Annotated in this window: 18 protein-coding genes; 6 read left to right on the top strand and 12 right to left on the bottom strand. The window is 47.4% G+C overall.

Going from position 1 to position 24,031, the window contains the following annotated elements; genetic code table 11:
- Positions 1 to 97: 97 nt before the first annotated feature.
- From ACQCN2_RS08800 to ACQCN2_RS08775, 6 genes are all read right to left on the bottom strand, one after another.
- Positions 98 to 1,522, bottom strand: a complete 1,425-nt coding sequence (locus tag ACQCN2_RS08800; protein WP_426928519.1) for a phosphoglucomutase/phosphomannomutase family protein — start codon at positions 1,520 to 1,522, stop codon at positions 98 to 100.
- On the bottom strand, positions 1,519 to 3,501 hold the full coding sequence (locus tag ACQCN2_RS08795; RefSeq protein ID WP_426928518.1) for a glycoside hydrolase family 15 protein: 1,983 nt from the start codon (positions 3,499 to 3,501) through the stop codon (positions 1,519 to 1,521). The genes ACQCN2_RS08800 and ACQCN2_RS08795 overlap by 4 nt, the downstream gene beginning before the upstream one ends.
- A gap of 47 nt (positions 3,502 to 3,548) precedes the next feature.
- The gene (locus ACQCN2_RS08790; protein ID WP_426928517.1) at positions 3,549 to 5,939 is read right to left on the bottom strand and encodes a sugar phosphate nucleotidyltransferase; all 2,391 of its coding nucleotides are present in this window, start codon (positions 5,937 to 5,939) and stop codon (positions 3,549 to 3,551) included.
- A 12-nt stretch (positions 5,940 to 5,951) separates the two neighbouring features.
- A complete protein-coding gene (locus tag ACQCN2_RS08785) occupies positions 5,952 to 8,810 on the bottom strand; it encodes a 1,4-alpha-glucan branching protein domain-containing protein (protein WP_426928516.1) in 2,859 nt (952 codons plus the stop codon).
- A 13-nt stretch (positions 8,811 to 8,823) separates the two neighbouring features.
- On the bottom strand, positions 8,824 to 9,474 hold the full coding sequence (locus ACQCN2_RS08780) for a DUF4912 domain-containing protein (RefSeq protein WP_426928515.1): 651 nt from the start codon (positions 9,472 to 9,474) through the stop codon (positions 8,824 to 8,826).
- 568 nt (positions 9,475 to 10,042) lie between these two features.
- On the bottom strand, positions 10,043 to 12,283 hold the full coding sequence (locus ACQCN2_RS08775; RefSeq protein ID WP_426928514.1) for a type IA DNA topoisomerase: 2,241 nt from the start codon (positions 12,281 to 12,283) through the stop codon (positions 10,043 to 10,045).
- A gap of 281 nt (positions 12,284 to 12,564) precedes the next feature.
- Between ACQCN2_RS08775 and ACQCN2_RS08770 the strand changes: the two genes are divergently transcribed.
- From ACQCN2_RS08770 to ACQCN2_RS08745, 6 genes are all read left to right on the top strand, one after another.
- Complete coding sequence (locus ACQCN2_RS08770; protein ID WP_426928513.1) at positions 12,565 to 13,230, top strand: PspA/IM30 family protein; 666 nt, start codon at positions 12,565 to 12,567, stop codon at positions 13,228 to 13,230.
- 73 nt (positions 13,231 to 13,303) lie between these two features.
- Positions 13,304 to 13,810, top strand: coding sequence for a DUF4178 domain-containing protein (locus ACQCN2_RS08765; protein WP_426928512.1), 507 nt, complete (start codon positions 13,304 to 13,306; stop codon positions 13,808 to 13,810).
- 63 nt (positions 13,811 to 13,873) lie between these two features.
- Positions 13,874 to 14,629 carry a DUF4247 domain-containing protein gene (locus ACQCN2_RS08760; RefSeq protein WP_426928511.1) on the top strand — a complete coding sequence of 252 codons (756 nt, stop codon included), beginning with the start codon at positions 13,874 to 13,876 and terminating at the stop codon, positions 14,627 to 14,629.
- 69 nt (positions 14,630 to 14,698) lie between these two features.
- Complete coding sequence (locus ACQCN2_RS08755; RefSeq protein ID WP_426928510.1) at positions 14,699 to 15,385, top strand: TerC family protein; 687 nt, start codon at positions 14,699 to 14,701, stop codon at positions 15,383 to 15,385.
- A gap of 81 nt (positions 15,386 to 15,466) precedes the next feature.
- Positions 15,467 to 16,378, top strand: a complete 912-nt coding sequence (locus ACQCN2_RS08750; RefSeq protein ID WP_426928509.1) for an NAD(P)/FAD-dependent oxidoreductase — start codon at positions 15,467 to 15,469, stop codon at positions 16,376 to 16,378.
- Positions 16,379 to 16,382: 4 nt separating this feature from the next.
- Complete coding sequence (locus tag ACQCN2_RS08745) at positions 16,383 to 16,871, top strand: NUDIX domain-containing protein (RefSeq protein WP_426928508.1); 489 nt, start codon at positions 16,383 to 16,385, stop codon at positions 16,869 to 16,871.
- 49 nt (positions 16,872 to 16,920) lie between these two features.
- Here ACQCN2_RS08745 and ACQCN2_RS08740 read toward each other — a convergent pair whose 3' ends face one another.
- The 6 genes from ACQCN2_RS08740 to ACQCN2_RS08715 form a co-directional block, all read right to left on the bottom strand.
- Positions 16,921 to 18,336: an MFS transporter gene (locus ACQCN2_RS08740; RefSeq protein WP_426928507.1), complete on the bottom strand. Its 1,416-nt coding sequence runs from the start codon at positions 18,334 to 18,336 to the stop codon at positions 16,921 to 16,923.
- Positions 18,337 to 18,352: 16 nt separating this feature from the next.
- Complete coding sequence (locus ACQCN2_RS08735; RefSeq protein WP_426928506.1) at positions 18,353 to 19,477, bottom strand: mandelate racemase/muconate lactonizing enzyme family protein; 1,125 nt, start codon at positions 19,475 to 19,477, stop codon at positions 18,353 to 18,355.
- Positions 19,478 to 19,509: 32 nt separating this feature from the next.
- Complete coding sequence (locus tag ACQCN2_RS08730) at positions 19,510 to 20,277, bottom strand: TraR/DksA C4-type zinc finger protein (protein ID WP_426928505.1); 768 nt, start codon at positions 20,275 to 20,277, stop codon at positions 19,510 to 19,512.
- Positions 20,278 to 20,383: 106 nt separating this feature from the next.
- Entirely contained in the window at positions 20,384 to 21,031 is a 648-nt protein-coding gene (locus ACQCN2_RS08725) for a MarC family protein (RefSeq protein ID WP_426928504.1), read from the bottom strand.
- 365 nt (positions 21,032 to 21,396) lie between these two features.
- Complete coding sequence (locus tag ACQCN2_RS08720) at positions 21,397 to 22,590, bottom strand: NAD(P)-dependent malic enzyme (RefSeq protein WP_426928503.1); 1,194 nt, start codon at positions 22,588 to 22,590, stop codon at positions 21,397 to 21,399.
- 10 nt (positions 22,591 to 22,600) lie between these two features.
- Positions 22,601 to 23,938 (bottom strand): 2-hydroxycarboxylate transporter family protein, encoded by a 1,338-nt coding sequence (locus ACQCN2_RS08715; RefSeq protein ID WP_426928502.1) that lies wholly within the window; start codon positions 23,936 to 23,938, stop codon positions 22,601 to 22,603.
- Positions 23,939 to 24,031 lie beyond the last annotated feature (93 nt).

The following is a 24,031-nucleotide window of genomic DNA, read 5'->3' as shown; positions in this document are numbered from 1 at the left end:
CGCTTCAAATGGCTTGAAACTTTCTGTTGCTTCTATGACATGTGAAAAGGGGCTCACCAACACGGTGAGCCCCTCTATTATTGAACCGCCATAACAGTCACACATTCACTTCAATAAACCAGTCCATAATCGCTTCCTCCAGTTTGGCAAGGGCAGTCGCGTTGGTCGCCTCCAAATAAATGCGAAGCAAAGGCTCCGTACCGGATGGACGAATGAGTACCCAATGTCCATCCTCCAAAAGAAGCTTCACTCCGTCCAGACGATTAATCTGACGTACCCGATAGGAAGCGACTTCACCAGGCGGGTGATCTAGCAGATTTTGAACCAATTGGCTTTTACCCGAAAGTCTGACGTCAATTCGAGTAGAGAAGCACTCACCGAATTCCAAGTGCAGGTCTGATAATATCTGATCAAGCGGTTTCGCTTCCCAAGCGCACATCTCTGCGATTAACAGATTAATCAGAATTCCGTCCTTCTCGGGAATGTGAGAGAGTATACTGCACCCTCCGCTTTCTTCGCCGCCAATCAGCACATCCCCTTGCAGCATCTCGGCTCCAATGTACTTGAATCCGACGGGTGTCTCCACCACTTCCAAGCCGTAGCCTTCCGCAATCCGATCCAATAAATGCGTAGTCGCTACTGTGCGCACAATTCGCCCGGTCAAGCCCCGATTTCTTACGAGATGTCGAGTCAGGAGCGCTATCACCTGATTAGGCGGGACATACTGTCCGAAACGATCAATCACTCCGAAACGATCAGCATCCCCATCATTGGCGAGTCCCAGATCAGCTTTCTGGGCCAGCACGACTTCCTTCAATTCCCTGAGATGCTTCTCATTAGGCTCCGGCAAACCTCCTCCAAACATCGGGTCCTCTTCCTCATGAATGCTGGTCACTTCAATTCCTGCTTCCTGAAACAAAGAGCTTGTGTAGCCAATCCCTGCCCCATGCATCGGATCGACAACGAATTGCAGATTGGCCTCTTTGATTTTGTCAAAATGAACGATTCGTCTCACATGCGCTTCATAATGAGGACGCAGGTAAATGTACTGCATCAGCCTTTTGCTGGAGGCTTCCTCCAAGCTGATTTTGTTCATATTGCCTGTACGACTAATACGGTCAATCCATTCTTCCAACCGCTTCGTAATCGCTGGCTGGGCAGGCCCCGCATACTCTGGAATATATTTGATCCCGTTATATTCCGGCGGATTATGGCTGGCTGTAATCATCACCGCTCCGCTTGCCGCGAAATGCTTGACCCCAAAAGCAAGCACAGGGGTTGGAGTCGCCTCGTTGACCAGCATTACCCGTATGTTGTTGGCGGTCAGTACGCTTACCACCTCTAAAGCAAAGGAACGCCCCATGAAACGAGTATCATGTCCGACCAGGATGCCTTGCTCCTGCAAGTCGTTCTCCAAGGTGTAGGAAGCGATGGCTTGTGCGACAATTCGCACATTTTCCAACGTAAACTGATCGGCCAGAATCGCGCGCCAACCATCTGTTCCAAAAGCGATTTTCTTCATTGGCTTCCTCCCTGTTCCAAGCGAATTTGGCAATGTTTTTCCACGTATTTCACGACCGTCAAGACGTATGTAGAATGCGACCAGGTTAATGGAGCGACAGATACCGGGGCACCACTATATGGATCAAGCTGCTCAGGCAAAACGCCGCTTTCCATTGCATGGCGTAAGACCCACTCCAGCTTTTGCAAAGGCTCATCCAATTCCTGAAGAGATGTTGCCTTGGCGATTTCCCACTCCGCTACCCACAGCGTGCAGATGATCCACGGATTCCCTGGAATTCTCGCAATGTCTGGGGATTTGCGAAAATAATAATCTCCCTGGTAACGCGCGTAACCGCCGATTGGAGATTGGACAACGAGACTTTTCTTCACGACTTCCATCGTACTGACCACCCGCGGATCATCGGCTGGCAATACGCCAAATGAGAAAACGCCAAACAAGCTGCTCTCTACGGTGTAATCCTTGCGGTAGTTTCCGTCTTGCTCCAGATAAATCCCTCGCAAAAACCGCCCTGCCGCCTCATCGTACAAGTGAGAAAGCATCCCACGCTTCACCCGCTCAGCCGCTTCCTTGTAGCGAATGTGTCGATGCTCATCTCCAAACAGCTTGGCAAAGTTGGCACTCGCCATCAGTCCCGCATAAACCGTCGATGCGGTGAAGGTAAAAATTCCGCGGCGCTCCTCCCATAAATCATAACTGGGTAATGGAAGATCAAGCTCTGGATGAAGATAGGTATGCAGAAATTTGGCTGCCGGACGAATAAACGAGGCATACAGGGATTGACAGAATTCAATCTGTTTCGTTTTGCGATAATGTTCCCACAAGGCAAACAACACAAGAGCCGTCTCATCCTCTTGAATCGGCAACTGAACTTCCTTGTCCTGAATGTAGGGATGCCAGCTGGAGCCAAGGGAACCATCCGGATTGAATTTATGCAGCAAATATCCCTCTTGGGACAATACCCGGCTGCAAAATTCATAAAAATTGTTCACCGCTCCGTCATATCCCGCCTGCCCCATCGCATAAGCGATCAAGGCTCCGTCGCGCGGCCAGGTGTAGCTGTAGTGATCCCGGTTATACTGCAGGATATCGGAATCGTTGGCGGCAAGTATCGAACCGTGTTGATCAATCTGTGTCCGGACGATCAGCAAGCTTTGTTTGTAAAGTTGAACAAGTTCATCTGACAGATTAGCGAAAGAGTTTTTGTTTTTATTCACCCATTCCCGCCAATAAATCTGGACCCGATTCAACAGACGTTCTGGCTGATTCTCCAATACATATTGGTTGTGTTCCTTGACCTTAGTGTAGGAATCTCCAACGCAAATCCAGTAGTAGAGGGTTTGGGAATCTCCCGCAGGTACCCGCAAGCGAAAGGAAATCGTACTGTCCACGGAACCCTGGGCAATCGGGTTCCCTTCCAGGCGGCCATCCTCCGCATCCCGCCAGGTTCCTTCCGCGTGATTAAAGCGCTTGATTCCCACGCTGTATTGAAAGATCCCCTCTTGAGGAGTGGAGCCGTTTGAGAGCACATAGACGTTGCGTTTATAGTGATAAACAGTATGAAGCAGGGGATCGTAAACAGCCGTATCCCCCACCTCCGACTCGTTTAAGCTTAGATCCAGATGAAAAAACAGACGGATTTCCCGATCATGAGGGAGCAGGTTCTCAATCTTCACGCGCTTTAGATAAATGGTTTCCCGCTGATGGACGGCATCGGCAATCGTCAGCTTCACGCCCAACTGGTGATGGATTGCTTGAACATCCGTGACAAGCGATTCAGCCTGATAGCCGATCTTACGCTCCCAACTGTCCTCATCCAGCCAGCTGAATTGTTCATCTACCCAAACCCCTACCTTGTTGAACTGACCGCCGATATGATTTAACTGACCGACGTAAGGATAATAGAGATCACGCATTTGCAGCTTCTCGTCAAAGTTAATGAGCATCTTGCCATTTCCGATTACGAGAGGTCTTGGCACCCAGGTCACTTCCTCTCATTCGTTGGATCTAGTCCTTACGTTTGCTGTTACGTTTGCTGAAACTCATATACCCGCTTGGCGTACGAGGAGACTAACGAGGATGCCTGCTGCTGACTATTCCCCTGCGAAATGATCGCCACCTCTGCTTCATCCGCGTCTGGCAGGATCAACACCCATCCGCTTGGATCGTATACCTTTATTCCGTCGACAAGCTCAAGCTGTTCGCCTTTCATTTCCTCCATCATTTTGCGCATGACTTTGCCTTTAGAGGCGAGCGGACAGAAGACGGTTTTCCGCTCCATAAAGCATGAGGGAAGCGGGGCGATCAGTTGGCTCAGCTTTTTCTCTTGAACCGCCATCAGCTCGATAATTTTCACCAAGCTGTAGATCGCGTCGAACAACGGCTGGAATCGGGCTTCTGAGGAAACCTCCATCATGGCGCGTGGTGTCACTTTTGTGCGTACAATCTCCACATTGGCAATCCGGGCAATATGCTCCAATTCAAGCGGCGCACTCACCGGCAGCCCGATACGAACGGTTGATTTCTTCTGAAAGCACGCCAATAGTTGAAGGGCCAAAAGCTTCTCCGGCAGAATCCGCTCGCCTGTTTCACTAAAGAGGTAGAATTGCTCCCCGCTTCGCTCTAATTGAATTCCCAGGTCCGCCTGATGCTTGACGACCCCTTCCTGAATCGGACGATAGATGACCTCAACGCCAATCTGATTTAAAAAAGGAGTCAAAAACGCGGGTACATACCGTTGGTCGCCCTCCACCATTACCTTCATCCGATGACGACGAATGGAGTCGGCGTCCAGATCGCCAAGAATGGCTTGCAAATAGGCTTGCTCTACCCCATGTTCGATAGAGAGGTTCCCCAGTTGATCGGTTAAGCTTCTCGCATAGGTTTCTTGCCAGTAGGCGTTGTTGATCCGCTTTTGATAGTCTCGCGAGATCGGCAGTCCTTGATGATCGTAGAACTCCATCAGCATCATTTTCTCATCGCCCTGCTCCTTCATCATCAAGTGGATACCGCCATGGCAAGCGAAACTGCGAATTCCGTATCGGGTAACAGGAGTATTGGTCACCCCGAAATCAACAGTATCAATGCCGGCTGAACACAGACTCGTCATCAGGCTGTGCTTCAAAAGCTGGGCAAACGGATGAGGGCAAGCAGAAACCGCAATCCTGCTTCCCGGTTTAATCAGGTAAGCGTATGCCGCAGCCAGACGACTGACGAACTCCGGTGTCAACTCCACGTTGGCGACACCTTTAATACCCCGGTTCCCAAACAGGTTCTTGGTAAACTTGCTTCCATAGATCATGGAAGAATTGACCGTCGCTCCTTCTTCCACTTCTTTGTGCGGCCATATTTTCACATTGGGATTGATCACGGATTTGGCACCGATTCGGCAATGGTCACCAATCACGGCTCCATCGCGGACAGAAGCACTCTCATAAATGCTGGAGTTACGGCAAATCGTCGCTCCTGTTACCTCTGTTTGTTTGGCCACATACACATTTTCCCAAAGGATTGTTTGGGTCAACTTGGCGCCGCTTGAGATGAGGGCATTGCTCCCTACAACGGAATAGGCACCTACCGACGATCCTACTTGAAGATAGCTCTTCTCTCCAATATAGGCGGGACCCTCAATCCTTACGGAGGAATCGATGCGGACTCCAGGCTCAAGATAAATGCGTGGAGCGATCTCCTGAGCTTTAATCGATACATTGACATGACCATCGAGCATGTCAAATTGCGCTTGACGATAAATCTCCATGGAACCGATGTCAGACCAATAGCCATTCGAAGCCATCCCGTATAAAGGATTATTCTGAGCCAGCAATTGCGGAAACAGATCCTTGCTAAAATCAAACTCTTGATCTTTTGGGATATAGGCGAGCACACGCGGCTCCAAGATGTATATGCCTGTGTTTACCGTATCGGTAAACACCTCTGACCATGTCGGCTTTTCCAGAAAACGAACAATTCGACCATCGTCATCGGTCATGACCATCCCGAATTCCAACGGATTCTCCACATGTGTCAAAACAAGAGTAGCGAGCGCCTCTTTTTCCAGATGGTAGTCAATGGCTTCCGTCAGATTGATATCCGTCAACGCGTCCCCGCTAATGACAATGAAGCGATCATCAAGAAACTCTTCACAATTCTTGATGCTTCCCGCCGTCCCAAGCGGAACCGTCTCTTCAAAATAGGTCATCGAGACGCCAAACGACGAGCCGTCACCAAAATAGCTTTTCATCACTTCTGGCAAATACTGAACAGTCACTGCGATATCTGTTATTCCGTGTTTTTTTAAGAGGTCGATAATATATTCCATGCAAGGACGATTTAACAAGGGAACCATCGGCTTAGGTGTCTTGGACGTCATCGGGAGTAGGCGGGTTCCTTTGCCGCCAGCCATGATTACAGCCTTCATTGCTTTTCCTCCTTAGGTTGAGAGAACCTCTCTCTCGGGTAATAAGAGGTGATACAGATCAATCGTTTCTTTCGCGATTTGCGTCCAGTTATAGGTTGCCTGCATCGACTGATAGGCCTCAAGCGCCATTCCCTTCCCTTGTTCAGGATGATCCAAAAGCCAGATCAGCTGTGTTTCTAAGGAGGCAACATCTCCTGGATAAACCTTGAGACCGTTAAGCCCGTGCGTCACGATCTCGGACAGCCCACCTGTGTCCGCTACCAAAAGCGGTGTGCGAAAAGAAGACGCTTCTAGCGCGACGAGCCCAAACGGCTCATACAAGCTGGGAAATACCGCCACATCCGCCAACTGGAAAATCGCATTCCGCAACTCATCCTCGATGAATCCGAGAAACAAAACCTTATCGCAGAGTCCAAGCTCTTGAGCTATTAACTGCAGTTCTTCAAGCATTGGGCCTTTTCCGGCGAGGACAAACTTGGCTTCAGGGTGCTCGCTAAGAATTCGTGGAGCGGCTTCAAGCAATAGCTGGACTCCTTTTTCCCGCACCATTCGTCCAACAAAAAAAACAATTCGTTCTTCGGGCAATGCAATTTGCAAGCGGATGTTACTCAACTCTTCTGGCTGCTTGAGTCCTTGAGGGACCTCGATCCCATTCGGGACAACCGTTATCTTGTCGAACGGCACATCAAAATGACGACTTAATTCCGAGGCCATATATTGACTGCATGCGATCACACGATCCGAGTGATCGACCAAACGATGTTCAATCCTGTGAATGTTCGCTTGAAGCGGAGTGTGAATCCCCTGGTTTCGCCCGTGCTCCATCGCATGAATGGTCGTGAGAATAGGGAGACTGAACCGCTCTTTGGCCTCCTCTGCCGCAAAAGCGACGAGCCAATCATGAGCGTGAATCAGATCCACTTCCAGTCCTTGTTCTAGCAGTTGCTCCATTTTGTCGATCATGGCGAGATTCAGTTGGAAGACCCAATCCAAAAACTCGGTTTGCCAAGGCGGCTGATGCGTACGCAAACGATAGACATAAACGCCCTCCACCACCTCGTGTTCCTCCGCCCCTTCCACGTAACTCGTTAGAAGATGTACCTCTACATGCTGCAATGCTAGGTAACGAGATAGATCATAGACGGCTTTGGATAAGCCACCAACGGAGTGAGGCGGAAACTCCCAGCTGAGCATAAAGATGCGCAGTTTAGGCGTATCGAATGGATCCGCAGGGAATAGGGCAATTCCGGCAGCAACATGATTTTGAGCTACGTTCAATGTATGCGCATGTCTTGGGATATAGTACGCTGGATTATTGCCTGAAAAGATCGGAAACTGCTTCTCCCACACAGACAGTTTCTGCTCATCAATGTGTCCTTGCTTCCAATTCTCGTACAATTGAGTAAAGTGGGAGAGATGATCATGGAATCGCCGGATGGCATACTCCACCATCGACTTGTTGTCCATAATAAAAGCCCAGTCGCTGCTTTGGGCAAGCATTAGTTCACGAGCGGCCTGCTGGAGCATTCGCTGTTCCAATTCGGTGGGCTTGGTTGTAGTGGTGACCATCTCGACCATCCGCTTTTCCGCTTGATGCAAGTGTCGATACATCCAATCATTTGTCTGATTTAACCAGACTTCCCCGTAGCCGTTGCGCCCCCAGGAGCACATCGGGAGCCTGCCGCAATCATTCTCTTGATATTTATCCAAATATTCAGTCGGAGTTATCATGTGGATGACATCCGAGTCATAGGCAATCTTCTTCATGAGAAATTCAAGAAATTGCGGTCCTTCATACCACCAATGCCCAAATAATTCCGCATCATAGGGAGCAACAATGATCGGTTCCCGGTCCAGCTTCTCACAAAGCTTAAGCACCTGCTGTTCGCGTTGCCAAAGAAAATGTCCCGCGTGACTGGCCGCCTTCTCTGTTGCCCTGCCCGGATGATAATAGGCTTTGGGCTCCCCATTATTTCCAGTGACCCGATGATACTTTAGACCTGTGTTCACTCGGATGCCGGATGGGTGAATATAGGGAGCGATATAATCCAAATCCAAATCGAAGCCAATATCCCGATAATATTCGCGATAATCGTAATCGCCCGGATAACCGATATACGAACTCCACACCTGCTCGGATGATTCCGGGTCTCGAGCAAATGCAGCCACGCCATACTCGGTTAAAAGCGGAGCATGTATTCCTCTTCTAGGCTTCGGGGTGGCATGTTCAATTCCATGATGGTCGACGAAGAAATAACGAATTCCCGCTTGACGCAACAGTCTATCAACACCTGGCGAATATCCGCACTCCGGCAGCCATATACCCTGCGGCTTATACCCGAACACCTGATCAAACGTCTCGATTCCATTCAGTATTTGCGCTCGGATTGCTTCTTCTGTCTCAATGAACGGCAGAAAGGCATGTGTCGCCGTACTCGTGATCAACTCAAGTCGACCGGTATCGCGCAGTCTGGCGAATGCTGGAATCAAATTGTATTGGTATTTATTGCAGTAAGACGCGATTTCGCGAAATCGCTCTTGATACATTTTGGCTAAACGGTATTCTTTTGGATGCTGCGCCGTGCGTTTCCCTTCTTTTAATGCCAATTCAAGTCGGGAGGCCAAATATTTTCTTGTCCGTTCATGAACGAGCGGATCAGCCAACATCGTGAGCAAAGTCGGGGAGAGTGAGAGCGTCACCCGATAATCAACATTCTCGGCCACAAGCCTCTCCCACCCCATCAAGAGGGGAATATAGGACTCGACCAACGCTTCATACAGCCATTTCTCTTCCAAATAGTCCTCCCGGTCCAGATGACGGACGTATGGCAGATGAGCATGCAGGACGAGACATAAATACCCTTGATTCATTTTTGCACCTCGCTTATTTGGAGTACACGGTATAGGAACTGAAATTCTCAAACCAAGCAGGATATTCACTAGTAGCCGCAGAGGAAACCAGTGAATCTCCCCATGGTGCTTGCCTGTCGCGTGGCGTTACAATCGGTTCAGAACGAAGGATCGGGCAAAACCTTCCCTCGTGAAACAATCCGAAATCGGCAATATACGTGCGTCCCGGCTGACAATCGTGAATATACCAGCTTGACGCTCCTTCCTCTTGAACGAAAATGTCACGATATGTATGAGCATTGGCCCCGTTAAAATAACGGTCCGTCACATCATAAAGCCGGATTCCCTTGCGAATCATGCGGTAGTCCGTCTGTAGATAGGTGGCGACCATTCGCATTCTTGACCAAGTAATCTCCCAATAAGCAAACAAAACAGTCGGCCCCTGGGGAATCAACTTGATCATGTTATCTCCATAAAAAGAAGGCAGCTTCCACGGATACGTGTTGCTTTGTTCTTTCTGTTGGCTTGTTGTACCTTTCGCATCCGCTTGTATGGAGGTTCCCATGGAATAGCGCTTGCTCTTTTTCAACTGATATTTGACTTGTCCAACGGTTAATCCGCACCTGCGAGCAATTTCAGCAATTGGCAATGATTGTGCACGAAGTTCCATAATTTTATCGATCATGAGCAGCGCTCCCTTCTGACAATATCCACAGCAATAGCCAACTAAATCACGCTTGTTTGTGGCAATTATTTACATTCGTGAGAACAATCTTGATTGAACATAAAAAAGTATAGCGTAGCTGGAAAACGAAGGGTGTCGAACGCTGGACGCACACAATTTCTTCTTTTGTCGAGGGTAGCTTGCTTTTTTGTCTATTTCTCTGTGGGTGTCGAAAAGAAGAAAAGACTTCGTCCCTCGTCGCTCTGTTTAAGCTCGCATGTAGCATCTTCTGTCCGCTCCGTTCACTTCGGAAGGGAGTCGGCAAGAAAATCGCTCAGTTTCTCAGTCTGATGTAAAGAATGCCGACTCTTTTCCTTCCTACGTTCTCTACGCTTGGTATCGCTTAAAATGAGCTGTGAGTGACGAAGTCTTTTCTTCGGTGGGCTAACGCGAATGGAGAGAATGCCGAAAACACTTTATCTAAATAAAGTGTTTTCGGCATTCTTTAATAATAAAAAACCCGACTCTGCTTCATAGAGTCGGGTTAGCGTGTATAAAATGTTAAGGATTTATAAATGTAGGGTTGCGATTATGTCGCTGTACTTGCCTCAACCGTCAGCTCGCCGGTTTCAGTGTTATTCAGCACAATTCGCCCTTCAGTCGCAGAGCCGTTGGGAAGTACCAGCTTGAGCTTGGCGGTTTTGCCTTTTTCAATTAATGCCTTTACTTGCGTATCGGTGAGCTTGCGTCCATAATTCTCTTTCCAGATGACGAACTTGCAGCCTTCCTTGTAATGGGAACAGCCGTAACCTTTGCGCCCCATGAAAATGGCCCCCCCACAGCCTGGACGTGGACAATTGGTGATGATACCTAGTGCAGCATTGGCGTCCTCTGCTGATTGGCTGCTTTTGGCTCTGGTTGATCGGCTTGCGGTTGCCGGCTTGCTTGAAGTTCTTGAAGTCTTATTCGACGCTTCGTTGACAAACAAGTTCTTGTCCGCTCGCGATTGCAGCCGAACCTTGTCCACAATCATGGTGGCAAATTTCTTGACGTTCACCATAAATTGCTCGTCAGAAGCACTTCCACGGGAGATTTCGGTTAGTCGTCGCTCCCAATGTCCGGTCATCTCAGGAGAGGTTAAAAGATCAATCCCGGCGCCTCGGATCAGTTGAATGACCGTGCGACCTTTTTGCGTGATTTCGATCCGCTTGCCTTTCATTTGCAGGTAGCCCACTTTTTTTAGCCGCTCGATGGTCGCGGCACGCGTCGCTGGAGTGCCTAAACCTGAATCCTTCATCGCCTCACGCAATTCTTCATCTTCTATCTGTTTGCCCGCGCTTTCCATCGCTTTTAGCAATGTGCCCTCCGTGTAATGCTTGGGAGGTTGCGTCTCTTTTTCCTTCACGAGCGCATCTGTGCAATTCACTTCCGCGTCTCTTTGAATAGAGAAGGGTTCGTTTACTTCCATTTCCTCGTCTTCGTCCTCATCCTTCTCTTTGGCTTTGGACGTTTTGGGGGAATCCTTCTTCTGATCGGCATAAATGACCTTCCAGCCAAGACTGAGCAGTTCTTTTACCGTAGTTTTAAACCTTTCACCCTCTACTTCGGTGAGAACGGTATGCACCTTATATTCGGCCGCGGGATAAAACTGCGCGAGAAAGCGACGCACGATCAGATCATAGAGCTTCTGCTCATCCACACTAAGCCCCGTTGCCTTGCGATAGGTGGGCAAGATGGCATGGTGATCCTCTACCCTGGCCGGGTTGCAGATGAATTTGTTCCCTTTATGAACGAGATTGCGGTTGGCGCCTCGAACAAGCTCATCATAGGCAGTACCTTGCAAAGCGGATAAGGTCTTGTGCATTTCGGGAATATTTTGCTCCGTGACATAGTTGGAATTGGTCCTTGGATAAGAGATGACTTTATGCTTCTCGTACAAAGCCTGTGCCGTATCCAAGGTCTTCTTCGCGGAGAAGCCATATTTGCCGTTCGCCTCGCGCTGCAACAGCGTCAGATCATACAGCTTGAAAGGATATTCTTTGGTCTCCTTCACTTCATAAGAGTCAATCCGAGCGGGCTTGCCCTTTACTTTGGCAGCCAGCGCTTCCGCTTTGCCGGAATCGGTCAGACGATCTCCTTGCCACATCCCTTTATAAGTCATTTCATTTTGTGAGAAATGGGCTTCTACCTCATAGAACTTGAGCGAGGAGAATGCTTCTATCTGTTTTTGTCGATCATAAATTAGCGCGAGAACGGGCGTCTGCACTCTACCTACTGAGATTAGCTCATTATGCTTGGTGGTAAACACCCGTGAACCATTCATCCCGATTAGCCAATCCGCTTCACTTCTGGACCTTGCGGCTTTGGTCAAGTTTTCATACTCGGCACCGTCTTTTAGCTCGGCGAACCCTTTACGAATCGTTTCGGGAGTCAAATCCGAAATCCACAGACGTTTGACCGGCTGCCTCAGTTTCAAGTGGCGCTGAATCAGCGAAAAAATATGCTGCCCTTCCCTCCCGGCGTCGCAGGAGTTTACCAGCAGATGGCTCCGTTTGGCAAGCTCGGCGATCACTTTTAGCTGATCCTTGGTTTTTTTGTTCGGAACCAGCTTGAATTGAGCTGGAATGATCGGCAAGTCGTTGATATTCCACTTTTTATATTTGTCATCGTAGGCTTCCGGTTCGGCCAATCCGACCAGGTGACCGATCGCCCAAGTGATAATATATTGTTCACCTTCTATATAAGTACGGTGATTTTTTGCTTTTGGATCGATTGCGGCTGCAATGTTGCGCCCCATATCGGGTTTTTCCGCAATGATAAGTGTCTTCAAGACTGTATCGCTCCTTAACTAAATCTTCTCTTTCATCGATTCTTCCTCTATCAATCAGTTCAAACCAACTCTATTATATCGGTTTTGTAGGCCTATGTCGTTGTCCATCTTTCTCTTAAACCCAAACGCATTCCTATAGAGAATTTTTTCCCTGAGAATTTTTTGTGAAACTATCTGCAACGTAAGTCGTATTACCTAATATGAACAGCCACACGATTTTAGTTTAGCGTCGGTGGTTGGGGGCTTACACTAATTCAAACCCTTTTAGGAGGAATTTAACGATGTCTATTTTCAAACGTTTACGTGATCTTACCATGTCTAACCTCTACTCTCTGATTGAAAAAGCGGAAGATCCAATTAAAATGACGGACCAGTACTTGCGCGATATGCAGGACGATTTGGAAGAGGCAGAAAAAGCGGTTGCCGCTCAAATCGCTCTCGAAAAGAAATTCAAACAGCTTTATGAAGAAAGCGAACAATTGGTGAACAAGCGTGAAGAGCAAGCGAACATTGCCGCTCAAGCGAAAAACATCGACTTGGCTCGTCGCGCTTTGGAAGAGAAAAAAGCGGCTGAACAAAAAATGGTTGAATACAAAGCAAGCTATGAGCAAAACAAGTTAGCTGCTGACAATCTCCGTGAAAAGCTTGAAGAAATGCGCAAACAAATCAAGGAATTGAAAGACAAACGCGAAACACTTGTCGCTCGCGTGAATGCAGCGAAAGCTCAGAAAAACATTAACAAAGCGATGAGCGGATTCAACTCCGACAGTGCGATGGCTGGCATGAAGCGTATGGAAGACAAGGCTCTTCAATTGGAAGCTGAAGCTGAAGCGAGCGGTGAAATCTACAAAAAGGAAAAATCCTTGGATGACGAAATCGCAAGTTTGAATAAAGATCAGCAAGTCGAGGATGAATTGGCGGCGCTTATGAAGAAATATGAGGGGTAAACCGCCATGTGCGGTACCCCTTTTTTTCTCTTGAATGCTCGAATTTGTCATCCCCTTGAAAGGAGCCTCACGAATGAGTCTGTTTAATCGAATCAAAAACATTTTGGCAAAGCCTGAACCTCCAAAAATGGAGAAAAGCATTCTGACAGTCGCCCCTGGAGATGTAGTCGAAGTCTCCCTTGTCACTTATACGGTAACGGGGCAAACCCGTAATTCGAGCCGCAACTCTATCTTCCTCACTCTCCAAGACGGCAATACCTTGCGTTACCTGCACATCGAGGATCGGGAACGAACAGAGTATGAACTTTATTCGGCGATTGACGGCAGATTGGATAGTGTTGATGAAGTTCCGACGACAATTGAGCTGGAGGATACTGTCTACCACTTAGAAGAGCAGTATAATGGTATGGTAACCACTGTGGGCAAGACATCATTTGCAAATGCAGGCGATCAGTACGTCTGGCAGTACCAATCGGATAACCGCAAGCTTCTTCGGATTGAATGGCAGGATGGACGATTCATGCTGTATGAGGGTGAATTCGTGATTCCAGCTGATGTACAAGTACTGCGCGGAGCTTAAGAAGCTTTTAACCGCATGGAACGATCATAAGAACCTACTAACCAATAAAGGAGGTGACAATAGATGAAACAACATCTCCAGCGAGTGATTCAGTTGATCCTGCTGCCTGCACTATTGATGCTGATGTTGGCTGGATGTGGTGACTCGTCGGTTGGCTCGTCTTATCCCCTCGAATCCGTAACCAATAAGGACGGCGGACAAACATCACGGATTTACCGCGCGGCCAACCAAACCGTACCAGAGGTTGCTCATCAGCTCGCCGATCAGCGGAAGCCTGACGAGTTATCCAAAGATGATCCGAAGCACATGTTTCTCGTTTATTCAGACGAATGGTATCACGTTCAGCAAGACGAGAAAAAGCCGGAAGATACCTTAATCGAGGTAGACAGCAAAGAATTTGTCAAGAAGAACTACGATAATTCCTTCCTGGAAGGATATATTACGGCAAGCATCATCGGCAACTTGTTTGATGCACTCAGAGGATCTTCGGGTCACTATCGAGGATACACGACTCGGGACACATACAAACCCGTCGGAGAGTATCACGTGCCGACCAAATCCGAACAAAAGGCCGCTCCTCCGATCACCAAATCGGGAAGTGGTTCCATTATCAAACGAGGCTCCAACACGAAATCATCCGGTACTGATTATTCCGGTACCACGTCTAACTCTGGATCCTCTGGCAAAATAACCAGATCCAGTAACGGTTCAACCATCGACCAGGATTCATCCAGCAACTACAAGTCGCCAACCTTCCAACCACGCAGTAAGTCCCCTCCCCGCACGAAAAGCGGATCAGGACGTATCAAGAGAAGATAACTCCGCAGGTCTACCCTGTGGAGTTTTTTCATGTAACGGGGGACATCATAAGTTCTGAGGTGATCTTCCTTGGATCTGTTCTCCACACAATTTTCCCCCGCGCAATTTTTCCTCTCTCTCTTTAGCATTGTCATCATTGACTTGGTACTGGCTGGAGATAACGCGATCGTAATCGGTATGGTTGCGAGAACGGTACCCAAGACGATCCAGAATCGGGTCATTTTATTCGGAACCGTTGGAGCCATCATCGTGCGAACTCTATTGATTCTGTTCGTTTCCTGGTTTTTTCGAATTCCTTACTTGCTTGCGATGGGAGGAATCCTCTTGATTTGGATTGCTTACAATCTCATGATGGATAATAAAAATGAACCCTCTATTCAAACAGGGACAGGAACGTTCGCTGCCATCAGGACGATCATTATCGCCGATGTCGTGATGAGTCTTGACAATGTGCTCGCCATAGCGGGAGCTTCCCAGGGCTCCATTTGGTTGGTCATGCTCGGATTAATGATCAGCATCCCTGTCATTGTCTGGGGAAGTACCATCATCTTACATATGATTGAGCGTCATCCCTTAATTATGTATATCGGGTCAGCGGTCCTTGCATTTACTGCCGCTCGAATGATCACAGATGAGCCGAGGCTCGCTCCCTATTTCACCTCTCCACTGGTGTATTGGGGATTTGTCGGGCTGGTCGTAATAGGAGTATTGCTCATGGGCCTCATCCGCAATACAAGGGGTACTTCAAGCACATAACAAGACAGGAATCCTTTGCTGATTATGGAATTAGACTATACAATAGAAAGACGGTCATGTGAAAGAAATGGGGAAAGCGCTGTGGAAAAAGTACAGGTGTTGATTATTGGCGCCGGCATGGGAGGCGTCTCAGCCGCAATCTGGTGCAAGCGTCTGGGGCTCCAGGCTGTCCTCATCGAAAAAGAACCCCACATCGGTGGTCAATTAAAACAAATCAAAAATGAAATTTGGGATTATCCTCCCAACACGTTTGCCAATGGGACTGCACTCTTAACCGAGTTGAGAAAAAATATTGATGTCGCTCAGCTTGATTGCCGTTTGAACGAATCCCTTGAAGAAATTGATTCGAAGCGACAGGTGATCCGAACGAGCAAGCAAACGTATCAGGCGGACTACGTCATTCTAGCCACAGGAGTGCGACCCAATACGCTTGTTACTCTTGAGCATTCTTCGATGGTATTGCCCGACAACTTTTCCACCACGGCTCAAGGTTATCTGCTTGAAGATAAGAGGGTACTCGTTATTGGCGGTGGGGATCGCGCCGTTGAGAGCAGTTACAATCTTTCTTCCTATACCAAGCAGATTTGGTTGGCGGTCCGGGGCAAGGAATTACGCGCGCGTCCTGAATGGACCAAGCGTCTTGAAACTTGCGCCAATGTCTCGATTCTTTATCAGACAGAGCTCGTGGGAACAGTAGAAGATCCACTGACCAGAGGTGTCTTACTGAAGACCAACGGAGCAGAGCCTCATTTTCTAGAGGTCGATTGGATTCTTCAACGTATCGGCGTAAAAGGGAATTTAATTCCTACCGATCTCCTTGTCCGAGATCAGGAAGGCTTCATACAAGTAAATGAACATCAATTAACCAATCAGCCGTGGATTTATGCCATCGGTGATCTTACCAACGGAGCTGCTTACGCTAGTCTTGCGCTTGCTGCGGGGCAAGCCATGAAAGCCGTCAAGCACATTTCACTGCGTCTGAAGGAGATATAAGCTTATGTATCAGTTTACGGACGATTTTGGCTTGCCAGTAACACTTACCTACGATGAAACCATCTATTCGAAGAGAACTGCAGGCCATGTACTCATTTTCGCTTTTTATCAGGAAAAATTGCTGTTTACCCTACATACCATACGTGGAATTGAGTTGCCTGGAGGAAAAGTGGAACCGGGAGAATCCAGTATTGCTGCGGCCATCCGAGAAACCTACGAGGAAACAGGCTGTGTCCTGTCGGCTATCGAAAAAATCGGACAGTACATCGTGAATGACACCATTGTGAAGGATATTTACGTCGCCAAAGTAGAAAAAGAGGTCCCTTACAAAAAGGAAGGAAATGTAGGGGGCATGGTGCTCTTTGATGAAATTCCGCTCCATGTCAAAAAAGATCCCCGATTCAGCCGATTCCTGTATGATGAGGTGTATCCACGGACGTTGGAGAGGATCAAGCAACACCCTTACTATCCCGAACGCCTCTCCTCTAATTGAATCCTGTCTATCACGAATGAATGGCTTGGAACCCGATAATTCCAAGCCATTACCTTTTTGCTTTTGCCTTGCCTCGCTTAAGAAACGTACTAATCGGCTGCTTCGGATTGAAACCTAGAGATTCGTAAATTTTATCCGTCGTGCTTTCCTCTTCTTCAGCATTTTGCTGCTGTGCGGGATCCTGGTCACGAATATCCTCCAAGATTTGCTGCATGGCCAAATTGTCTACAGGTTTATTGACCGCTTGCTGCTTTCCCGCGGCGGTAAGATGCTTGTTGTTGCTTTTCTCAGGGTTGATAAAATAAAACCCAATGATCGCAAACAAGAGGGTAAGCCCTGTGATTGAATAAAACATCACGTTTTTGGAAATGCCAATCAGCCAGGTAAACACAGGAGGCCCCACCGCAACTCCAATGAAGCGAACCCCGTTATACAAGGAAGTAATCATCCCGCGCTCGGCTTTCTTGACCGCACCGATTATCATGCTGTTGAGACAGGGAAGAATTAAGCCCGTGCCAATACTTCCGATCATCAACACACCAATCAGCAGGTAAATTCCTTGGATGAAGCTTGCAATCAGATAAGAGGCCGCGAGCATTAACATCCCGGTTACAATCAATGTCCTCATCAGGCCGAGTTTTTTCTTGATAACCGAACCCGTAATGTAGGCCGTTATACTCATGGCTAACAAAGGAATGGCGAGAATACCCCCTTTGATTAACCCGTCAATTTTATATTGCTCCTCCAACAAGTCAGAGAGATAAAACAACACCCCAAACAACGTAAACAAGCAAATACTCCCGATAAAAAATGCGGGGATCAGCCATTTGCCGTTTTTCTGAAAAACGTGCTTGATCGAGTGAAGATATTGTTTGACAGGCATGGGTTCCTTTTTCTGCTTTTTTTCCTTGACCAGAAACAAAAAGATTAAGAGAACCACACCGCATATAACGGGAAAGGCGAGAAACACCATATACCAAGCGATGAGAGCTAAAAGAGAACCAAAAATCGGACTTAGCACCTTTCCTAAGCCGTTAGAGGTTTCCAATAATCCAAGCGCTCTGCTTTCGGCTGCCCCGTTGAACAAATCCCCAACCAGTGCCATGGCAATGGGAGAAGTCCCGGCAGCGCCAATTCCCTGTAAAACCCTCCCCACCATAATTAGCATGTAAGGATGGTCAAACCATATGGAGGCCAAACCAGCAAGAAGTCCGCCAAGACCATACAGGCTTAACGCGATGGAAATCACCAATTTACGATTAAAGCGATCGGATAAATACCCCGCCAACGGAATTACCAGACCTGCGGCGATGGAAAAAGAGGTAATCAAGAAGCTGGTTTGAAACTGTGTTAAATCCATTTTATTCTTCATCGTGGTAAGTACCGGAATCAACATGGAATTCCCAAGTACCATCACAAGTGGAACACCTGCTAAGCCAATTAGATTTTTTGTGTCTTGAGCCATGTCCACTCCTCACCTCTTAATGATATGGGCGATAGTCCCAGAGATAATGGTTTATTCGTTCTTGATCGATTTCAACGCCTATGCCAATTCCGTTAGGGACTATTATTTTACCCTGCTGTGGTTTGATTGATGTGACAATATACGATAATGGATTATCCATGACATCCCATTCCAGCGATTCAATGGGGTCCTGGTTCATCTTGGTCCATTGGTTCATACACGCTAGGGCAAAAATAGCATATAGCCGCGATAACCCTCCATCAAACGCATGGGGAGAGCACCGGATTCCAAAATATCGCGCTAGCTTCAAGGTATCTCGAAAATCGTCAATCCCACCCTCATGCATGGTATCTGGTTGAATGATATCAAGAGCGCCAGACCTCAGAAACGGCAAAAACTTGACTGGGCTTTGCAAATTCTCACCAGCCGCTATCGGAATAGAAGAATACGAGCGCAGGGCTTGATAGTCGCTGATTTGATCGAGTGGCATCGGCTCTTCCAGCCAGAGAGTGTTTTGCCAATTCTCCAGAAACCTTGTCCATATCCGGGAAGTTGCCAAATCATAGCTCTGGTTGGCGTCCAAAGCCACTAAAGCGGTAGAGCCCAATAATTCCTGTAGCAGTTCAATATGGGACTGATCTTCTCGGAGAGTACGTCCCCCAATCTTGACTTTAAATTGTTGAAACCCTTCCTGCATGGCCTTTCCAACCAGCGACAAGGAGTGATCCATTTGCCAATTGGTATCGAGTGAATAAGATTGCATGGAAGCATAAACAGGAATGGTTGTATGAAAAGCACCGCCCCAAAGCTCACAGACAGAGAGTCGCGCTTTTTGGGCGAGTATCTCTGTCAGCGCCATGCTGACTGCTGTCGCTGAGCGCTTATGCCATTTTCCAATCACTTGAACCAGCTGATGATGATCGGTAGCCTCTTTGCCCATCAAATAAGGGATGATTCTGTCCTGAAATCCCTTCACAAGTGTAGGTAGCCAATCGATGCATTCTCCCCAGCCGGTATAACCAGATCGAGTTGTTATTTTAATCATGTAACAGCTTCGGTACTTCTTTAAGCCATTGGCGTCACCGTATGGTTTGGGTACCCGATACAGACAAGGAAAGGTCTCAATTCGATCGATTTTCATCGCGTCTTCTCCTCCCCTTCTACCGCTTAGGCTTACAGTAGATCATCTCGGCCTTGGCGATCAGCCTTTTCTTTGATGTACTCTTCATAATCGAGATAATTTCCCTTGCCTTCTTGTTTGCGCATGTACTCTTCGTACGTTCCGCTACGCATGAAATGGACACTATCTGGCCCGTGATACCCGTGTATATCGGTATAGCCAATCTGTTCAACAGCCTCCACGAAGCCTTCGTTTTCATCAGATTCAATGTACATTTCCTTGTAGTCGGTCTTATCGTTATCAAGAAAAGAGAACGGCGTACTGGAGGTTCCCCACGCCTCCACGATCTGCCAGGCGTCTTCTCCATCGAAGAAATTGGCGTCGTCCCGTTCATCAAGTGAGGTTCGTCCAAACGGCGGCTTTAAAAACTCCTCTTCAATCGGCCGTTGGTAGTTGATGTTGGGAGCTGGCGCATGTTCCTTGGTCGTAGCTGCCCATGGAATGGCTTCCAAACGTTCCTCAGGAATCGGTTTGCCACTCACCGTACAGATTCCATAGGTGCCATTCTCAATCCGTTCCAAAGCCTGATCAATTTCACGCAATTGCTCGCGGTCTAGTAAATATAAGGAGAGATCCTTCTCACGTTCAAACATCTCGGTCCCGACGTCGGCCGGATGATTATCGTACATGGAGAATTCCTGTATCGAACCAGACATGGAATTATTCAAGTCATATTCGTTATTCTCTTTTAGACGTTCTTCCAGGTCCCGTTTCTCCTCAAGCATGCGTTCCTTCAGACGGGCAATCTTCGCTTTGTCCACGGTAGCACCATCCTTTTGCTTAAAATCTTGGTTGTAGTATGCGCAAAAAAAATCCCCCCACTACTGGCAGTTCTTACACACCAGCAGTGAGAGGAATTACGTGCAGCTATGCTTTCGGAAGATGGGACAAAATATCCAGAAGGTAAGGCTTTAATCCACCCAGGAAGAATTCGACCGCGATCACCATCACAATCAGTCCCATTAAACGCATTAAGACGGTATTGCCTGTTTCACCAAGGATACGCATCAAACGGGAGGAATTCAGAAGAACAACATACGTCAAAACACAAATGAACAGAATGGAAAGAACAAGAATGCCTTTTTCAATCAGGTTATGAGCATTTTCCATAAGCACGATGGAATTGGTGATCGCCCCGGGACCGCAGATCATTGGTATGGCCAGAGGCGTTATGGAGATGTCATTGACGTATTTTTTAAGTTCCGGCTCAGCCACCTTCGTTTTGACAAGTCGAGCTTGCAGCATCTCTTGTCCCATAAAAAAGAAAATGACCCCACCCACAATTTTTAAGCTGTTCACGGAAATGCCAAAAAATTTGAACAGCAATTGACCGGTGAACGCGAACACAAGAAGCGTGAGAAATGACACCATTAACGCTTTTCTTGCCGTGGCTTTAATGACTGCATTGTCGTAATCTGACACCATGGTCATGAAAACTGGCATAACCCCTAACGGATTGATCAATGTAAGAAATGAAGTAAAGCAAAGAAGTGCAAACGATAATTCAGCGTGCATAATTTCTCATTCCTTGTCCTAGATGTGTGAATTATTCAATCGTAATCCCTATACATTCATCAGGCAAGATTTTACGCTAACGCACAAATGTTGTTTAGTATTAAAGTAATAAAATCGAAGAAAAGACTTCGTCCCTTTACGCTCTGTGGAAGCTCGCAAGGATGCTAAATAGTTCGCTCTCTCAATCCGAAAGGAAGTCGCCAAACGCTTCGCGCCCTTCGGGTTGGATGGCGCCTTTTATCCCATTCTCCTCTCCTTCACTAAGCGTCACTTCCAAGGAGACTTTAAGCGGACGAAGTCTTTTCTTTAGCGGGCTTGCGCAAATGGAAAGAATGTTCTTGATTCTCAAATCATTTATGGTCACTCTATTGGTGATTGTGAACTCGTGCTACCCCTGATTCGATCGCCGCCTTGGCTACAGTATCCGCAACTCGAGGAGCAACCCGAGTATCGAGCGGATTCGGTATAATGTAGTTGGAATTCAATTCGTCAGGAGCGATGATATTGGCAATAGCGTAAGCCGCTGCAAGTTTCATCTCTTCCGTAATGTCTGATGCTCGCACATTGAGCGCTCCCCGGAAAATCCCTGGAAACGCGAGCACATTGTTGACTTGATTCGGGTAATCCGAGCGTCCAGTACCTACCACGACTGCGCCCGCTTCCAGTGCTTCTTCTGGAAAAATTTCTGGTGTTGGATTAGCCAAGGCAAACACAATGGCTCCCGGGTTCATCAAGCGAACCATCTCTTTGGTTAAGGCTCCTGGACCTGAGACTCCAATGAACACATCTGCGCCTTTTATCGCATCCATCAAAGTCCCACGGATATTATCATGATTGGTACGCTCCGCGATTTCCCTTTGTGCTGGATTCATCCAGCTTTCCCCTGAGCACAATATTCCTTCTAAGCTAACCAGCGTAATATTTTTTAAGCCAGCTTTCAACAACAGCTTGGTAATCGCGATGCCGGCTGAACCCGCTCCATTCAGAACCAGCTTGATATCGTCCTGTTTCTTGCCGACAACTTTTAACGCGTTCAGAAGACCTGCCAACACGACAATGGCTGTCCCATGCTGATCATCATGAAATACAGGAATATTCGTCTCTTCACGCAACCGCCGCTCAATTTCGAAGCACCGTGGAGCCGAGATATCCTCCAGATTAATTCCCCCGAACGTTGGTTCTAACGCCTTCCCGATCATTACAATTTCATCTACATCTTTGGTGTTTACACACAGCGGAAACGCGTCTACTCCGGCAAACTGTTTAAATAGAATGCATTTTCCTTCCATTACCGGCAATGCGGCCATTGGACCAATGTCCCCTAAACCTAATACAGCGGTTCCATCCGAAATGACGGCAACCATATTGCCACGCGCCGTATACTCATAGACAGCCTCACTGTTCTTTGCGATCACTTTACACGACTCGGCTACACCTGGTGTATACGTCAAACTTAGGTCTTCTGCGGTATTCAACTCCACTTTGCTTACAACCTCAATTTTTCCGACTAATTCTTTATGCAATCTCAATGAACGCTCTTGTAACATTTCCGGTGTCATATTAACGCTCCTAACTGAAAAATTTCATTAACAATGTGGCTAATACGATCATGCCAGCTCCACCAATTCTCGTAGAAATCTGGGCAAAAGGCATTAATTCCATACGGTTGGAAGCTGAAAGAATCGCTACGTCTCCCGTTCCGCCAAGACCACTATGACATCCGGTAACAATCGCCGATTCAACCGGGTACATATTCATTAGTTTGCCGACAAAATATCCGGATACAACCATGGCAATAACCACGGATGCGCAGATAATGGCGTATGCTGGTGTTACAACAGCCGCTACATCTTTTAACGGGATGTAAAGCACTCCCAAACCAACCATGAGCGGCCAAGTTAAATTAGTCGAGATGAATTTATACAAATGATAGGCTCCCTGTTCCATTTGCTCTGGCAGAAGCTTCAAATACTTCACAACAGCTGCGGCTAAAATCATGATGATTGCTCCCGGAATATCCACGAATGAATGCGCCAGGTTTCCAAAAATGTAAAAGCTGCAAGCCAACAGGAGTCCCGCTCCCATCAAAGAGAAGTTTACAGGCTTATCAATCGTTGAATTCATACCTACCAAGTCATCTTTTCCTGTCCGAACCAGAACGCCGTTGCCCGTAAGATCCGGTCGCTTTTCACCTAGGCGTTTCAAGATACCCGCACCAATGATCGCAACTAGGTTCCCAATAATCGCCGCAGGAATCATCTGGGAAACAAACATTTCCGCCGGTTTATTGAGAATTTCCGAATAGGCCAGAGAAAGAGGCAGAATTCCTTCACCAATACCGCCGCCAATAATCGGAATGACGATATAGAAAAATGTATGCTTCATGTCATAACCGAACAAGGAACCAACCAGGACACCTGTTACAATAGAGGCAAGCGTACCGACGACCAGCGGAATAAACATCCGGATAAAACCTTGAACCAACACCTTGCGATTCATCCCAAGGATACTGCCAGCCACCAAACAGGAAATGTAGAGGTACAAGAAGTTGGATTTCTTCATTAAATTCGTAATCGCTTCAAGAGCGGGCGGATTAATCACCTGGTAAAAGACCATCACAGACGGAACGAACAAGGCGAGGATTGCTGGACCGCCGATATCTTTTAAAATCGGGACACGAAGACCGATGTCACCGAGCAGAATTCCCATGATCATGATAACGGCAAACCCGCCAATCATATCCGTCGGTAGCTTGTTATAAACAGACGCCGCATAAATGATAAGAGCCAAAACTACATATAAGGGTAGCGGAAGAGTTCCAACTTTTAGACTGGATAGCTTGGAGAAAAAAGTAGGTCTAGCTGTAGGTACAAATGAAACCGCATTCAAATTTCTCGTGTTCTCCATATAAACACCCCTTTTCGCTTTTCTCCTTCATGATAGCGGTTTCATAAAATAATTATAGTTTTTGTAACTTTTGAAAGCGCTTTAGGTCATATT

The organism is Brevibacillus ginsengisoli (assembly GCF_050113715.1).
GTDB classification, from domain to species: Bacteria; Bacillota; Bacilli; order Brevibacillales; family Brevibacillaceae; genus Brevibacillus_H; species Brevibacillus_H ginsengisoli.
This window is presented reverse-complemented; position numbering and strand designations above follow the sequence as displayed.

Excerpts from the sequence above, each read along its gene's own strand:
- ACQCN2_RS08800 (WP_426928519.1), bottom strand. The coding sequence starts at position 1,522 with ATGAAGAAAATCGCTTTTGGAACAGATGGTTGGCGCGCGATTCTGGCC.
- ACQCN2_RS08790 (WP_426928517.1), bottom strand. The coding sequence starts at position 5,939 with ATGAAGGCTGTAATCATGGCTGGCGGCAAAGGAACCCGCCTACTCCCG.
- ACQCN2_RS08785 (WP_426928516.1), bottom strand. The coding sequence starts at position 8,810 with ATGAATCAAGGGTATTTATGTCTCGTCCTGCATGCTCATCTGCCATAC.
- ACQCN2_RS08780 (WP_426928515.1), bottom strand. The coding sequence starts at position 9,474 with ATGATCGATAAAATTATGGAACTTCGTGCACAATCATTGCCAATTGCT.
- ACQCN2_RS08770 (WP_426928513.1), top strand. The coding sequence starts at position 12,565 with ATGTCTATTTTCAAACGTTTACGTGATCTTACCATGTCTAACCTCTAC.
- ACQCN2_RS08765 (WP_426928512.1), top strand. The coding sequence starts at position 13,304 with ATGAGTCTGTTTAATCGAATCAAAAACATTTTGGCAAAGCCTGAACCT.
- ACQCN2_RS08760 (WP_426928511.1), top strand. The coding sequence starts at position 13,874 with ATGAAACAACATCTCCAGCGAGTGATTCAGTTGATCCTGCTGCCTGCA.
- ACQCN2_RS08745 (WP_426928508.1), top strand. The coding sequence starts at position 16,383 with ATGTATCAGTTTACGGACGATTTTGGCTTGCCAGTAACACTTACCTAC.
- ACQCN2_RS08740 (WP_426928507.1), bottom strand. The coding sequence starts at position 18,336 with ATGGCTCAAGACACAAAAAATCTAATTGGCTTAGCAGGTGTTCCACTT.
- ACQCN2_RS08735 (WP_426928506.1), bottom strand. The coding sequence starts at position 19,477 with ATGAAAATCGATCGAATTGAGACCTTTCCTTGTCTGTATCGGGTACCC.
- ACQCN2_RS08725 (WP_426928504.1), bottom strand. The coding sequence starts at position 21,031 with ATGCACGCTGAATTATCGTTTGCACTTCTTTGCTTTACTTCATTTCTT.
- ACQCN2_RS08720 (WP_426928503.1), bottom strand. The coding sequence starts at position 22,590 with ATGACACCGGAAATGTTACAAGAGCGTTCATTGAGATTGCATAAAGAA.
- ACQCN2_RS08715 (WP_426928502.1), bottom strand. The coding sequence starts at position 23,938 with ATGGAGAACACGAGAAATTTGAATGCGGTTTCATTTGTACCTACAGCT.